This is a genomic window from Sphingomonas sp. PvP018 (assembly GCF_017876865.1).
GTDB lineage: Bacteria > Pseudomonadota > Alphaproteobacteria > Sphingomonadales > Sphingomonadaceae > Sphingomonas > Sphingomonas aerolata.
In genome coordinates, this window is sequence record NZ_JAGIOU010000001.1 from 2,812,087 (window position 1) to 2,826,522 (window position 14,436).

The 14,436-nt window shown below is 68.4% G+C and carries 10 protein-coding genes; 4 read left to right on the forward strand and 6 right to left on the reverse strand.

Features of this window, described 5'->3' with window-relative positions:
- Nucleotides 1–248: 248 nt before the first annotated feature.
- Nucleotides 249–2,039 carry an AcrB/AcrD/AcrF family protein gene (locus tag J3A66_RS12520; RefSeq protein WP_209569152.1) on the reverse strand — a complete coding sequence of 597 codons (1,791 nt, stop codon included), beginning with the start codon at nt 2,037–2,039 and terminating at the stop codon, nt 249–251.
- A gap of 112 nt (nt 2,040–2,151) precedes the next feature.
- Between J3A66_RS12520 and J3A66_RS12525 the strand changes: the two genes are divergently transcribed.
- Together J3A66_RS12525 and J3A66_RS12530 are read left to right on the forward strand one after the other, a co-directional pair.
- Complete coding sequence (locus J3A66_RS12525; protein ID WP_236701591.1) at nt 2,152–2,556, forward strand: GtrA family protein; 405 nt, start codon at nt 2,152–2,154, stop codon at nt 2,554–2,556.
- Between the two features lie 16 nt (nt 2,557–2,572).
- Nucleotides 2,573–3,301 carry a class I SAM-dependent methyltransferase gene (locus J3A66_RS12530; protein ID WP_056406929.1) on the forward strand — a complete coding sequence of 243 codons (729 nt, stop codon included), beginning with the start codon at nt 2,573–2,575 and terminating at the stop codon, nt 3,299–3,301.
- A gap of 750 nt (nt 3,302–4,051) precedes the next feature.
- On the opposite strand, the gene J3A66_RS12535 is transcribed toward J3A66_RS12530, so the two are convergent.
- The 3 genes from J3A66_RS12535 to J3A66_RS12545 all read right to left on the reverse strand — a co-directional run bounded on the left by J3A66_RS12535 (nt 4,052) and on the right by J3A66_RS12545 (nt 9,408).
- On the reverse strand, nt 4,052–5,044 hold the full coding sequence (locus J3A66_RS12535) for a glycosyltransferase family 2 protein (protein WP_209569154.1): 993 nt from the start codon (nt 5,042–5,044) through the stop codon (nt 4,052–4,054).
- Nucleotides 5,045–5,106: 62 nt separating this feature from the next.
- On the reverse strand, nt 5,107–6,918 hold the full coding sequence (locus tag J3A66_RS12540) for a DUF885 family protein (RefSeq protein ID WP_209569156.1): 1,812 nt from the start codon (nt 6,916–6,918) through the stop codon (nt 5,107–5,109).
- A gap of 369 nt (nt 6,919–7,287) precedes the next feature.
- On the reverse strand, nt 7,288–9,408 hold the full coding sequence (locus J3A66_RS12545) for a bifunctional (p)ppGpp synthetase/guanosine-3',5'-bis(diphosphate) 3'-pyrophosphohydrolase (RefSeq protein ID WP_031394869.1): 2,121 nt from the start codon (nt 9,406–9,408) through the stop codon (nt 7,288–7,290).
- Between the two features lie 248 nt (nt 9,409–9,656).
- Between J3A66_RS12545 and J3A66_RS12550 the strand changes: the two genes are divergently transcribed.
- On the forward strand, nt 9,657–10,058 hold the full coding sequence (locus tag J3A66_RS12550; protein WP_042467067.1) for a helix-turn-helix domain-containing protein: 402 nt from the start codon (nt 9,657–9,659) through the stop codon (nt 10,056–10,058).
- Nucleotides 10,059–10,062: 4 nt separating this feature from the next.
- Here the strand turns inward: J3A66_RS12550 and J3A66_RS12555 are convergent, their stop codons facing one another.
- The gene (locus tag J3A66_RS12555; RefSeq protein WP_209569160.1) at nt 10,063–10,491 is read right to left on the reverse strand and encodes a thioesterase family protein; all 429 of its coding nucleotides are present in this window, start codon (nt 10,489–10,491) and stop codon (nt 10,063–10,065) included.
- Between the two features lie 435 nt (nt 10,492–10,926).
- Nucleotides 10,927–12,135, reverse strand: a complete 1,209-nt coding sequence (locus tag J3A66_RS12560) for an LL-diaminopimelate aminotransferase (protein WP_166746410.1) — start codon at nt 12,133–12,135, stop codon at nt 10,927–10,929.
- Nucleotides 12,136–12,593: 458 nt separating this feature from the next.
- Between J3A66_RS12560 and J3A66_RS12565 the strand changes: the two genes are divergently transcribed.
- Nucleotides 12,594–14,351 carry an alpha/beta fold hydrolase gene (locus J3A66_RS12565; RefSeq protein WP_209569170.1) on the forward strand — a complete coding sequence of 586 codons (1,758 nt, stop codon included), beginning with the start codon at nt 12,594–12,596 and terminating at the stop codon, nt 14,349–14,351.
- Nucleotides 14,352–14,436: the final 85 nt, after the last annotated feature.

Sequence of the window (14,436 nt, forward strand, 5' to 3'; positions counted from 1 at the left end):
GGTGTGGGCCGTTCGCCGATTGCCGTCATCCTGACGAAAGTCAGGATCCAGAGCCAATACCGATACCGCGCGTAACTCTGGATCCTGACTTTCGTCAGGATGACGGGGGGGTGAGGTGACGGCGTGGCCGCCCCTGCTACGTCATCCCCGCGGAGGCGGGGATCCATAGTCTATGCGGTTGCTGATGACTCGCAGCCTTTGCCAGTCTGGATCCCCGCCTTCGCGGGGATGACTGGAGGGGGGCGGGGTCAGTCGACCTTGAAGAGGCGGAGGGGGGATTTTGCCGGGAGGGGGAGCGGGGTGAGCCACGCCGGGACCTGGTTCTTCGCCATCTGCGCGTAGAAGCCGTTGGGGCTGCGGGCCTTGTAGTTGGTCGATTCGGCGGCGTTGGGGCAGAGCAACAACAGGGTCGCGCCGTGGCGCTTGATGATCGCGTGGGCTTCGTCGGGGGTGCGGGTGAAGGCGTGCTGGACGTCGAGGATCGCGGCGCCGTTGCGGTGATAGGGGCCGGCGATCGCGTTGTGGTGCGTGATCGTGATCAGCCGCGGGCCCATGTCGACGAAGGTGAAGATCGTCTGCGCGGGGTATTTGTTCAGCGCGAGGAGGACGGTGGTGCGCAGGCAGTTGCCGGTCGCCATGTTGACGCGCTTTTCATAGCCCTTGGGCTTGCCCACGGGGACGTATTTCAGCGCGATGCCGACGAAGAAGCCCGAGACGATCACCAGCGCGCCCGCGGTGCCGAGCACGCGCACCAGCATCGAGCGGTGGCCGAGCAGCCGGGGGACGATCACCCAGGCGAGCGCGACGCCGCCGGGGACCGCGAGCATCTGGGCCGCGGGACCCGCGCGGACCTGCCACAACAGCATCAGGACGGCGAAGGTGGTGAACAGCGCGACCGCGACCCAGCCGATCGCGCTCGGGCGGCGGCGTGCGCGCCACGCGGCGAACAGCGCGCCGAGCAGGCCGATCACCGGCAGCGTCGCGATCGCGACGCCGGTGCGCCAGCTGTGCTTGTAGATCGGTTTGGCCTCACGGACATTGTTCAGCCAGTTGCGCTGAAGCTCGGGCGAGACGCCCTCGGGCCGGGCGAGGCATTGCGGGAACATCAGCGCGAAGCCGATGACGATGGCCGCACCCGCCGCGACCGCGAGCGCGAGACGCACCCCGCGCGATGCAGGGCCGAAGCGCGCGAGCAGGAAGAGGAGCATTCCGGCGGCGATCATCACGCTGAGCCACACCGGCGTCAGCGCGTCGCAGCGCATCGCCTGGTTCGCGTTCGAGGCGAAGAGTGCGAAACCGAGCGTGCTGCCGCCACCCAAGGTCAGCGCATAGACCGCGAGCCGCGGCGCCTCGGCGCGGTCCCAGACCCAGCGCAGCGCGATGATCGCGCCGGCCATCGCGGCATAGGGGAGGAGTTCGAGCCCGATCGACAGCGACACCGCGCTGGCGATCCCGACCAGCGCGCCGCCGCGCCGCGCGCGCGGGTCGCACAGGCCGGCGAGCGTGAGGCTGAGCATCGCGAGCTGCCAGCCGTGATGGTCGATGCGTTCGGGCATGTACATCAGCATCGTCGCGGTCGCGCCGACGAGGAACAGGATCGCGAGCGGCCAGGCGAGCGGGTGGATCAGCCGCCGCACCGTCGCGCCGATGCCGAGCATCGCGATCGACAGCGGCAGCAACGGCGCGATCCCGCAGGCGAGCCGTTCGGCCCAGCTGTTGCTGGTGAACAGGCGGAAGAAGAGGATGAGGCCGGCGATCGGCAGGTCGACGATCCGGCTCCAGTGGATGTCGAAGCCCGCGGGCGGGTTCATCCGGTACTGGCGCAGATCATACCAGCCCTGGCCGTCCAGCCACGCGCGGACCTGCATCAGGCGCATATTGTCGTCGGTGTCGCCGAGCGACAGCCAGCGGACCTGACCCCAGCGGTCGGCCAGCGACCAGGCGGCGACGCCGAGCCATGCCAGCAGCGTCAACGCGACCCAGTGGCGATCGAGCAGGTCGCGCCCCCGCTGCCATGGGGACTGGTGGGGCTGATCCAAAACGCTTTCCTCCTGACCGCGCGCGGACTAATGCGCGAGGCGTGACGTTGAGCGCCGCTGTATCGACGCGCGTGTAAAGAACAAGGCGGGCATGCAGGCGATCAGGCGACAGATGGACCAGATGCGGGCGAGCGGCGTGCTCGGCCAGCTCTTCCGCTTCGGGATTGCGGGCGGGCTGTCGAGCGTGATCTATTCGCTCGTCTATCTGCCGCTGACCAAATTCGTGTTTCCACCCGAGCAGGCGGTCGCGGCGGTGCCCTTCGCCTTTGCGGTGGCGGTAACCGCGGGCTATTTCCTGCACAGCCGGTGGAGCTTCAAGGGGCATGCCGCCGAGCCGGGCGGGGCGAAGCACGTCAAGTTCGTGCTGGTGCAGGGGACGGGGCTCGCGCTCAATGCGCTGATCACCTGGGTCGGGACCGCGTTCCTCCATCTGCATCCCTGGGTGCCGCTGGTCCCTGCGGTGTTCCTTGCCGCGATCGTGACGTTCGTGCTCAACCGCTTCTGGGTATTCTCTTGATTATGGCCGATTGCTGATGGACCGCATCGTTTACGACCGGATGGCCGCGCATGATTCCACGCATTGGTGGTACCGCGCGCGCCGCGACATCCTGGCGGATTATCTGACGCGCTATGGCGGTTTGCCGGCGGATGCGAAGATCCTCGAGATCGGCTGCGGGACCGGGCACAACCTGCCGATGCTGGCGGGGTTCGGCGAGATCGACGCGATCGAGATCGATCCGGCGGCGCGCGAGATCGCGAGCGCCAGGCTCGGCAAGCCGGTGGGGGCGGCGCCTTTGCCGGAGCTGCCGGGGGTGCCGCGCGGACATTATGATCTGATCGCGGTGCTCGACGTGGTCGAGCATATCGCGGACGACGTCGCGGCGCTGAAGGCGATGGCGCAGTGCCTCGCGCCGGGCGGCAAGATCCTGATCGCGGTGCCGGCGCACCAGTGGCTGTGGAGCGCGCACGACACGGTCAACCATCACCATCGCCGCTATTCGAAGGCGACGCTGAAGACGGCGATCGCGGCGGCGGGGCTGAAGCCCGACAAGCTCGGCTATTTCAATTCGCTGCTGTTCCCGCTGGCGGCGGCGGCGCGGATCGCCGGGCGGCTGTCGGGTCGCGACGACAGCGACGATTCGCCGCCCGCCAAGCCGCTGAATGCGCTGTTCGAGCGGATTTTCCGGCTGGAGCGGCATCTGGTCGGGCGCGTGCCGATGACGCCGGGGGTTTCCATCGTGACGCTGGCGGTGCCGGGGTAGGGGGTGAGGCTTCGACTTCGCTCAGCACGAACGGGGGTGTGGGGCGGTGGAGCGGTTGGGTGTGGTTCGCCCGTGACGTCTCGCCAATTCCTCCCCGGCGGAGGCCGGGGTCCAGTTGGGGGACGGTGCTGACGGGCGCTGCGCTTTGTTACTCTGGCCTTCCCACCTGGGCCCCGGCCTTCGCCGGGGTGGGGGCTCAGGTGCAGGGTGCGTGCCGGGGGGGGGGCTTCGACTTCGCTCAGCACGAACGGGGGTGGGGGCGGTGGTGCGGTTGGTTGTGGTTCGCACGCGACGTCTCTCCAATTCCTCCCCGGCGGAGGCCGGGGTCCAGTTGGGGGACAGTGCTGACGGGCGTTGCGCTTCGTTACTCTGACCTTCCCAGCTGGGCCCCGGTCTTCGCCGGGGTGGGGGCTCAGGTGTAGGGTGCGTGTCGGGGGGTGCTTCGACTTCGCTCGGCACGAACGGGGGGTGGGGGCGGTGCTGCGGTTGGGTGTGGTTCGCCCGTGACGTCTCTCCAATTCCTCCCCGGCGTAGGCCGGGGTCCAGTTGGGGGACGGTGCTGGCGGGCGTTGCGATTCGTTACTCTGGCTTTCCCATCCGGGCCCCGGCCTTCGCCGGGGTGGGGGCTCAGGTGTAGGGTGTGTGCCGGGTGGTGCTTCGACTTCGCTCAGCACGAACGGGGACTTTGCGAGCCGGTGCTTGCGGGGTGGGGCCCCACCCCGACCCCTCCCCTGAAGGGGAGGGGCTTTTTTATGTAACGGGAGTTTCCGTGGGTTCGGCGCGGAAGCCCAATGTGGCCTTGCCCTGGATGGGGCCGGCGATGTCGGCGACGATGTAGAGGGGGCGGCGTTTGGATTCGACGTAGAGGCGGCCGAGATATTCGCCGATCATGCCGAGTACGAACATCTGCACCGCGCCGAGGAACACCGTCACCAGCATCGTCGAGGTCCAGCCCTGCACCGCGCTGCCCGAGAGCCAGCCGATCGCGATGTAGACGAACAGCAGCAGCGAGACGCCGGTGAGCGCGAGGCCGGCATGGCTGGCGAAGCGCAACGGGGCGGTCGAGAAGCCGGTCACCGCGTCGAAGGCGAGCCGCATCATCTTGGCGAGCGGATAGTTGGTCTCGCCCGCATGCCGCTCGGCGCGGTCATAGGCGAAGGGGACCTGGCGGAAACCGATCCAGGCGACCATGCCGCGGATGAAGCGGGCCTGTTCGGGCAAGGAGAGGAACGCATCCAATGCGCGCCGGCTCATCAGCCGGAAATCGCCCGTGTCGACCGGGATCGGCGTGTCGGTCATCCTGGTCAGCAGCCGGTAGAAGGCGGCGGCGGTGGCCTTCTTGAACACCGTCTCGCCCGCGCGCTGGCGGCGGACCGCGTAGACGACGTCGGCCTGCTGCTCGGCCATCGCGGCGCGCATCTGGGGGAGAAGCTCGGGGGGATCCTGGAGATCGGCGTCGATGATCAGGATCTGCTCGCCCGCGCACAGGTCGAGCCCGGCGGTGAGCGCGAGCTGATGCCCATGGTTGCGCGACAGGTTGATCGCGACGAGCCGCGGATCGGCGGCGGCGAGACGCTGCATCACCGACCAGCTGTCGTCGCGCGAGCCGTCGTTGATCAGGACGATCTCGTAATCCTCGCCGACCGCGCTCTGCGCCGCGCCCGATACGCGCGCGTGGAGGAGGTCGAGGCAGGCGGCCTCGTTGTAGCAGGGGACGACGACGGAGAGCGCGGGACGGTGCATCCCCGCTCTCTAGCCGCCCCCGCGCGCGGCGTCATCGTTTGTTCTTGGGGGAGGATTAGGCGTCAGGCCTTGGCCAGCGCCGTCGCGCGGGCTTCGACCAGGCGTTCGAGGATCGTGAGGGGGACGGCGCCGTCGCGCAGCACCTCGTGGAACTGCTTCACGTCGAATTTGTCGCCCAGGATCTTCTTCGCGGTGTCGCGGGCGCGGAGCCAGCTGATGTGGCCGAGCTTGTAGCTGCAGGCCTGGCCCGGCATCGTGCAGTAACGCTCGATCTCGCGCTGCGAGCGGGGGCGGGCGAAGCCGACGGTGTCGACGAAATAGTCGGTCGCCTGTTCGCGCGTCCAGCGCTTGGCGTGGATGCCGGTGTCGGCGACGAGGCGCGCGGCGCGGAAGAGGAAGGACTGGAGATAGCCCGCGCGTTCGATCGGGCCGGCATAGCCGCCGAGCTCGTCGGCGAGCTGTTCGGCATAGAGCGCCCAGCCTTCGACATAGGCGCCGAAGAACGAGAATTTGCGCAGCAGCGGCGTGTCGAGCCCGGCGACGAGGCTGAGCTGGAGATGATGGCCCGGCACGCCCTCGTGATAGGTGAGCGAGGGGAGCGTGTATTTGGGCCAGTCGGCGACGCTTTTCAGGTTGATGAAATAGATCGCCGGGCGCGAGCCGTCGAGCGCCGCGAGCCGGTAATAGCCGTTCGAGGCGCCGTCCTGGATATCGGTCGGGACCGCGCGGATCTGGAGCGGGGCGGACGGCGGGTTTATGAACGCCTGGGGGAGCTTGGCCTGCATCGCGGCGAGCCCGGTGTTGAGCCCGGCGATGAGGTCGGTGCGGCCGGCGGGCGTGTCGGGATAGAGCTGTGCCGGGGTGGCGTTGAAGGCGGCGAGGCGTGCGCCGATGCTGCCCTTGGTCAGGCCTTGCGCCTTGAGGATGGTGTCGAGTTCGGCGCCGATCTGCGCGACCTGGTCGAGGCCGAGCTTGTGGACCTCGTCGGGGGTGAAGTTGGTGGTGGTCGCCTGGGCGAGCGCGGCGGCGTAGATCGCGTCGCCGCCGGGGACCGCCCAGAGCCCGGCCTCGGCGCGGGCCGTGGTCCGGAGCTGCTTGACCAGCGCGATCTGGCGGTCAAGCGCGGGATAGACCTTGTCCGTCACGAGCGCGGTGGCGCGGCGGTCCCAGTCGCCGGTCAGCCCGGCGGCCCTGGTGCGCGTCGCGACCGAGGTGACGAGGCCGCTTTGCGCGGGCGCGGGGGCGCGCAGCGCCGCCATCTGGCCGAGCGCGAGGTCGAGCGAGAAGCCGGGGGCGACGAGGCCGCGTTTCGCACGCTCGGCCTGCGTCGCGGTGTCGCCGTCGAGCGCGGTCGCGAACGCGTCGAGGCGCGCGCAATAGGCGTCCGCGTCGGCGGCGGTCTTGATCGTGTGCGCGCTGTCGAGGAAGTCGGGGACGTCGAAATAGGCGCCGTCCTGCTGGCTGATGACATAGGGGTTGGTGGGGGAGCCGAGCCCGAATTTTTCGGCGGCGGTGCGCTGCTGGTTTTGCGAATAGAGCACGACCTCGCGGTTGAGGCGGCCGGCGTCGGAGAGCGTGGCGGGGGCGACGGCCTCGATCTGCGCGATCGTCCGGGTGGTGCGCGCGAGGTTCGCCCTGACCGCGCCGGGGGTGTAATCGCCGAGCCGGCTTTTCAGCGCGGCGTTGGCGCCCTTGTCGAGCCCGAGCTGGGTGGCGAATTCGGGGGCGTATTTGAGGTTCGCGTCGAAGATCGAGGTGAGCAGCGCGTCGAGCTTCGCGTCGCCGGGCGTGGCGCCCGCGGCGAGCGCGGCGCGCGGGACGAGGGCGAGCGTGGCGAGCATGCTCGCGGACGAGAGGAAGGCGCGACGGTTCATGTGGTGGGTCCCCCGGGGTGTTGTGGGGGATAGTAGCCGGGGATTTGTGCGGGGCAAGCGGGGGGGGCTTGTGGGGGTGCGGGGCGTGTCCTGCCGCGTCGTCATCCCCGCGGAGGCGGGGATCCATAGTCTATGCGGTTGGTGATGGATCGCCGGCGGTAGCCAGTCTGGATCCCCGCCTTCGCGGGGATGACGGGGGAGGGGGGCTTTCCCCTTTCGTCATCCCGGGCTTGACCCGGGACCCAGGGTTGCGGGCGGTGGTGTTGCTGGGCTCTGGGTCCCGACTTTCGTCGGGATGACGGGAAGGGGGGAGGATGGGACGGGGGACGACGGAACGGGGGATGGCGCGGGGACGGCGTGGAGTGGCGGTTAGACGCGTTCGACGGTGTTGACGGCGTCGGCGGCGCGGAGGCCGGCCATGAGGCGCATGAGTTGCTGGATGTCGTGGACCTCAACGTCGATCTCGTTGGTGTGGAAGCTGGTGTCGCGCGTGTCGAGGCGGAGGTTGATGATGTTGGCCATGTGCGTGCCGATGATCGACGCGACCACGCCGAGCGAGCCGGGCTCGTTCTTGACCATCACCGAGATACGCGCGACCGCGCCTTCGGTCTTTTCGCCCCAGGCGACGTCGACCCAGTCGGTCTCGTTCTCGGTCCGCTCGGCGAGTTCGGCGAGCACGCGGCAGTCGATCGCATGGACCTCGATCCCCGCATCGGGGCGGCGCAGCCCGACGATGCGGTCGCCCGGCACCGGGTGGCAGCAGGTGGCGAGGTCATAGGCGACGCCCGGCGTCAGCCCCTTGATCGAGATCGCGCTCGACTGCGGGGCGACCGCATGGCCGAGATCGGCGCCGGTGGAGCCCGGCATCAGCGCCTCCATCACCTGTTCGTCGGACACGGTGCGGCGCGCGATCGCGACCATCAGCGCGCCCTCGTCGGCGAATTTGAGCCGCTTGAGCGCGGGCTCGGTCGCGTCGGGGCCGATCGGGGCGGGGAGGCGCGAGGCGATGTCGTCGAACAGGGTGCGGCCGAGCGCCTCCTGCTCGACGCGCTCCTTGTGGCGCAGATGACGGCGGATCGCGGCGAGCGCCTTGCCGGTGGTCGCGACGTTGAGCCAGTGAGGTTGCGGCGACTGGCCCTTCGAACGCAGGATCTGCACCTGGTTGCCGTTTTCGATCACGGTCGAGAGCGGCACGACGCGGCCGTCGATCTTCGCGCCGACCGCCTGGTCGCCGAGATCGGTGTGGACCGCATAGGCGAAGTCGATCGGCGTCGCGCCCTTGGGCAGCTGGATCAGCTCGCCCTTGGGGGTGAAGGCGAAGATGCGGTCGGCGTACATCGCCATCCGCGTGTGTTCGAGCAGCTCCTCGGGGCTTTCGGCGGTGTCGAGGATCTCGACCAGGTCGCGGATCCAGCTGACCTGATGCTCGCCGCCGCCGATCGTCTGGCCGCCGCTCTTCTGCTTGTAGGCCCAGTGCGCGGCGAGGCCGAATTCGGCCTGGGCGTGCATCGCCTCGGTCCGGATCTGGATCTCGATACGCGCATTGTCGGCATGGATCACGCTGGTGTGGAGCGAGCGATAGCCGTTGCGCTTGGGCGTCGAGATGTAATCCTTGAACCGGCCGGGCACCATCGGCCAGCGCTGGTGGATGATGCCGAGCGCGGCGTAGCAGTCCGCCTCGGTCGGGACGATCGCGCGGAACGCCATCACGTCGGACAATTGTTCGAAATTGATGTGCCGTTCGGACATCTTGCGGAAGATCGAATAGGGATGCTTCTCGCGGCCCGCGACCTCCGCCTCGATGCCGGCGCGCGACAGCACGAGTTTGAGCCCCGAGGCGATCTTGGCGATGCGGTTGCCGTCGCCGTCCTTCAGCTGTTCCAGCCGGCGGTTGATCGATTCGGAGGCTTCGGGTTCGATCTGTTCGAAGGCGAGCGTCTGCATCTCGCGCATGAACTCGTACATGCCGATCCGCTCGGCGAGCGGCGCGTAGATGTCCATCGTCTCCTTGGCGATGCGACGGCGCTTCTCGGGCTTGGCGATGTGATGCAGCGTGCGCATGTTGTGCAGCCGGTCGGCGAGCTTGACCAGCAACACGCGGATGTCGTCGGACATGGCGAGCAGGAACTTGCGCAGGTTCTCGGCGGCGCGCTCGTTCTCGGTCTGCGCCTCGATCTTGCTGAGCTTGGTGACGCCGTCGACCAGCCGCGCGACCGACGGGCCGAACAGCCGCGTGATCTCCTCGGGCGTGGCGACGGTATCCTCGATCGTGTCGTGGAGGATCGCGGTGGCGATCGTCTCGTCATCGAGATGCAGGTCGGTGAGGATGCCCGCCACCTCGATCGGATGGCTGAAATAGGGATCGCCGCTCGCACGCTTCTGCGACCCGTGCGCCTGCATCGAAAACACATAGGCGCGGTTCAGCAGGGCCTCGTCGGCATCGGGATCGTAATCGAGGACTCGATCGACGAGTTCATATTGGCGCAACACCCGACATAGATGGGGCCGCAGCGTGTTGCTTTGCAACCAAAAGCGTCCGGTCACCGTGATAGACGCACTCGATGAGCGCATCGCGCGGCGGAATGCTATAGGCTAGACCGGGGTCGGGGGGAGCCGGGACGATGGGGATTTCGGGGGGGATTTCGCGGGGAATTTCGCGGGGAGTTTCGCGGGGAGTTTCGCGGGGAATTTTGCGCGAGCCGCTGCGCGAATGCAGCCTGCCGGCGGCGCTCGAGGCGATGGGGGAGCGCTGGTCGTTCCTGATCCTGCGCGCGGCGTTCAACGGGCTGCATCATTTCGAGGAATTCCAGGCCGAGCTCGGCATCGCGCGCAACATCCTGGCGAACCGGCTCGCGCGGCTGGTCGAGCACGGGATCCTCGCGCGGCGGCCGCTGCCCGAGGATCGCCGCAAGATCGCCTATGGGCTGACCGAAAAGGGCTTTGCGCTGCTGCCGACGATGATCGCGCTCAGGCAATGGGGCGAGCGGTGGGAGACGCGGATCCCGGCCTTCCCGATCCTGGTCGATGCGCGCGACCGGCAGCCGATCGAACAGGTCGCGGTGCGCGCGCATGACGGCCGCGTGCTGGGCCGGGGCGAGCTGATCTGGGCGCTGCCGGGGGAGATCGGCGCGACGGACTGAGCGGTCAGGCGGGAGTGGCGAGCCGCGCGATATGGTCGCGGATCGCGGGCGGCAGGCTCGCGGGGCGGCCGGTCGCGAGATCGACATGGACGCTGACCATCGTGATCACGGTGTGGAGCGCGCCGGTAGCGGCATGCGTCAGCTCGATCCGCTTGGTGAGGCTCGACGTGCCGACCCGCTCGATCCGGACATGCGCCGCGATCGTGTCGCCGAGGCGGAAGGGCGCGAGATAGTCGATCTCGGTACGGCGGACGTTGAATTCGGTGTCGTCCCAGCCGGGCACCGCGGCGGCGATCCCGCTCCAGTCCCAGAAGTCGGTGATCGCGACATCGGCATATTCGAGATAGCGCGAGTTGAAGACGATCTTCTGCCCGTCGATCTCGGCGTAGCGGACGCGCAGGGTGGTGGAGAAGGCGAAGCCGGGGCGGGTCATGGCTTTGGGGGATGGCTGGGGCGGGGGGTGGCGTCAACCTTTCGGGGGGTGCTGCTCTTCCCGCCGTCATCCCGGGCTTGATCCAGGATCCAGAGCCGCGGGCGGGGTGCTGTTTGGCTCTGGATCCTGACTTTCGTCAGGATGACGGTTTGGGGTGGGGGCATGTTTGTCCGAACCGTCAGCAGGGCGGGCGGAGGTATGGCCACCCGCTTCGTCATCCCCGCGGAGGTGGGGATCCATAGTCTATGCGGGTGCGGCTGGACTCGCGGGCGTTCGCCAGTCTGGATCCCCGCCTGCGCGGGGATGACGGTTTGGGGAGGGGGTGCTGCTCTCCACGCCGTCATCCCGGGCTTGATCCGGGACCCAGAGCCGCGGGCGGGGTGCTGCTTGGCTCTGGGTCCTGACGTTCGTCAGGATGACGGGTGGGGGGGCGGGTCAGCCGGCGCCCTGGGCGGGGGTGTTGACGCCCATGCTCTGGAGGTAGCGTTTCACGTTGCGTGCGGCCTGGCGGAGGCGTTGTTCGTTCTCGACCATCGCGATGCGGACATAGCCCTCACCATTCTCGCCGTAGCCGACGCCGGGCGCGACCGCGACGTGCGCGTGGGTGAGGAGCTGCTTGGTGAATTCGAGGCTGCCGAGATGCGCGAGCGCGGGCGGGAGCGGTGCCCAGGCGAACATCGAGGCGCGCGGCGAGGGGATGTCCCAGCCGGCGCGGCCGAAGCTTTCGACGAGCACGTCGCGGCGCTTGTGATAGAGCTCACGGTTGCGCGCGACGATGTCCTGCGGGCCGTTCAGCGCGGCGCAGGCGGCGGCCTGGATCGGGGTGAAGGCGCCGTAGTCGAGATAGCTCTTCACCCGGGCCATCGCCGCGATCAGCGTCTTGTTGCCGACCGCGAAGCCAATCCGCCAGCCCGCCATCGAATAGGTCTTGCTGAGCGAGGTGAACTCGATCGCGATGTCCTTGGCGCCCTTGACCTGGAGGATCGAGGGGGTCGGATTGCCGTCGTAGTAGAGCTCGGAATAGGCGAGGTCGGAGATGATCCAGACCTTGTTCTCCTTCGCCCAGGCGACGAGCCGTTCGTAGAAGGCGAGGTCGACCGCCTCCGCGGTCGGGTTGGACGGATAGTTGACGACGAGGATCGACGGGCGCGGCACGGTGAACGCCATCGCGCGCTCGAGGCTCTCGAAATAGGCGTCGTCGGGGGTGGTCGGCACCGCGCGGATCGTCGCGCCGGCGATGATGAAGCCGAAGGTGTGGATCGGATAGGACGGGTTGGGCGCGAGCACGACGTCGCCGGGCGCGGTGATCGCGGTGGCGAGGCTGGCGAGCCCTTCCTTCGAGCCCATTGTCACGACGACCTCGGTCTCGGGATCGACGTCGACGCCGAAGCGGCGGCCGTAATAATTGGCCTGCGCCTTGCGGAGGCCGGGAATGCCGCGCGACTGCGAATAGCCGTGCGCGCCGGGTTTGCTGGCGACCTCGACGAGCTTGGCGATGACGTGCTCGGGCGGCGGCAGGTCGGGATTGCCCATGCCGAGATCGATGATGTCTTCGCCGCCCGCCCGCGCCGCCGCCCGCATCGCGTTCACTTCGGCGATGACATAGGGTGGCAGGCGTTTGATGCGGTAGAAATCGTCGGACATGATCGGCCCCGAGCTGGAGGAAGAGGTGCTGTACCGTATGCCGCGGGGGGCGTCATCCACCGCGTTTCGGTTGTGGCGGGAAAGGTGGGGGGTGGAGGCGGCGTGCCCGCCCTTCTTCGTCATCCCGGGCTCGACCCGGGATCCAGAGCGGCGGGCGTGTACGCTGCTTGGCTCTGGGTCCTGACTTTCGTCAGGATGACGGATGGGGGTGGGGGCGTGCCCCCCCTTTGTCATCCCCGCGGAGGCGGGGATCCATAGTCTATGGGTTTGCCGATGAGTCGCGGCGTTTGCCAGTCTGGATCCCCGCCTTCGCGGGGATGACGGGGGGAGGTGATCGGTGTGCCTGCCCTTCCGTCATCCTGACTTTCGTCAGGATGACGGAAGGGGGCGGGAGGGTTGCTGGGTGCTTTCGCCGGGTGGGGGAGTGGGTTAGGCTTGGGCAAAAGGAGAGGTTGCCCATGTCCGAGACGCCGGGGAGTGCCGCACCGACGCTGGCCGAGCTGCAGCACTGGACCTGGGTGATGGGGCGCGCGCAGCAGATGATGATGGCGCAGGGGCTCGATGCGATCACCGCGCCGCTCGATGCGGCGGTGCCCGAGGCGATGGTGGTGCCGGGGTTCAACGATCCGGCGACGATTGCGCGGGTGCGCGATTTCTGGCGGGACGGCTTTGCGCTGTGGCAGCAGATGCTGGTGCCCCCGGGGGGCGGCGCGGCGCCCCAGCCCGAGCCCGGGCCCGCGACCGACAAAAGGTTCAAGGCGGCGCAGTGGCGCGAGCCGGTGTTCGACCTGATCCGGCAGAGTTACCAGACGATCGGCGACCAGATGCTGCGCAGCGTCGACGCGGTCGAGGGGCTGGAGCCGCGGCAGAAGGAGCAGCTGCGCTTTGCGACGCGCGGCTTCGTCGATGCGATGAGCCCGACCAACTTCGCGCTGACCAATCCCGAGGTGATCGAGAAGACGATCGAGACGCGCGGCGCCAACCTGTTGCAGGGCCTGCAGAACATGATGGCGGACATCGGCCGCGGGCAGCTCAGCCACACCGCGCAGGGCAGTTTCGAGCTGGGCCGCAACCTGGCGATGACGCCGGGCAAGGTCGTGCTGCGCACGCCGCTCTACGAGCTGATCCACTATGCGCCGACCACCGAGCGCGTGCAGGCGACCCCGCTGGTGATCTTTCCGCCGTGGATCAACCGCTTCTACATCCTCGACCTCAACCCCGAGAAGAGCTTCATCCGCTGGGCGGTCGAGCAGGGCCTGAGCGTGTTCATGGTGTCGTGGAAGTCCGCCGATGCGAGCATGAAGGACGTGATCTGGGACGATTATGTCGCCGCGCAGATCGAGGCGATCGAGACGGTGCGCAGCCTGCTCGACGTGCCCGCGGTGCACACGATCGGCTATTGCGTGGCGGGGACGACGCTGGCCGCGACGCTGGCGGTGCTGAGCGCGCGGGGGCAGGCGGACCGCGTCGCGAGCGCGACCTTCTTCACGGCGCAGGTCGATTTCGCGGATGCGGGCGAGCTCGCGCATTTCATCGACGACGAGCAGATCGCGCTGCTCGGCACGCTGTCGCCCGAGGGGTTTCTCGACGGGCGCTACATGGCGGCGACGTTCAACCTGCTGCGCGGGCGCGACCTGATCTGGAACTACGTCACCAACAACTATCTGCTCGGCAAGGATTATGTGCCGTTCGACCTGCTCCACTGGAACGGCGACACGACCAACCTGCCGGCGAAATGGCACAAGGCCTATCTGACCGACCTGTACCGCGACAATCTGCTGGTCGAGCCGGGCGCGATGGTGGTGGGCGGCACGCCGGTCGACCTCGGCCGTGTGACGACGCCGGCCTATGTCCAGGCGGGGCGCGAGGATCATATCGCGCCGGCGGCGAGCGTGTGGAAGCTGACGACCGCGCTGTCGGGTCCGGTCCGCTTCGTGCTGGCGGGGTCGGGGCATATCGCGGGCGTGGTCAACCCGCCCGCCGCGGGGAAATATCAATATTGGACGCTGGATCCGGCCGGCACCGACACGCCGGCGAGCCTCGACGCGTTCATCGCCGCGGCGGTCGAGACCAAGGGGAGCTGGTGGCCCGACTGGGTCGCGTGGCTGCGCGCGATGGGGGACGAGACGGTCGCGGCGACGGGGGCGCGGATCCCGGGCGAAGGCGCGCTGCCCGCGCTTGGCGAGTCGCCGGGAGACTATGTGCGGATGCGGTGAGCGCAGGCCGCGTCCAGCGCCCGTTAACCAACACGTTGAATCGGGGAATATATTGCACTGCACAATGACGATTGTCGGGGCGTTG

Excerpts from the sequence above, each read along its gene's own strand:
- J3A66_RS12540 (WP_209569156.1), bottom strand. The coding sequence starts at position 6,918 with ATGAACCGTCGCGCCTTCCTCTCGTCCGCGAGCATGCTCGCCACGCTC.
- J3A66_RS12530 (WP_056406929.1), top strand. The coding sequence starts at position 2,573 with ATGGACCGCATCGTTTACGACCGGATGGCCGCGCATGATTCCACGCAT.
- J3A66_RS12535 (WP_209569154.1), bottom strand. The coding sequence starts at position 5,044 with ATGCACCGTCCCGCGCTCTCCGTCGTCGTCCCCTGCTACAACGAGGCC.
- J3A66_RS12525 (WP_236701591.1), top strand. The coding sequence starts at position 2,152 with ATGGACCAGATGCGGGCGAGCGGCGTGCTCGGCCAGCTCTTCCGCTTC.
- J3A66_RS12550 (WP_042467067.1), top strand. The coding sequence starts at position 9,657 with ATGGGGGAGCGCTGGTCGTTCCTGATCCTGCGCGCGGCGTTCAACGGG.
- J3A66_RS12560 (WP_166746410.1), bottom strand. The coding sequence starts at position 12,135 with ATGTCCGACGATTTCTACCGCATCAAACGCCTGCCACCCTATGTCATC.
- J3A66_RS12565 (WP_209569170.1), top strand. The coding sequence starts at position 12,594 with ATGTCCGAGACGCCGGGGAGTGCCGCACCGACGCTGGCCGAGCTGCAG.
- J3A66_RS12555 (WP_209569160.1), bottom strand. The coding sequence starts at position 10,491 with ATGACCCGCCCCGGCTTCGCCTTCTCCACCACCCTGCGCGTCCGCTAC.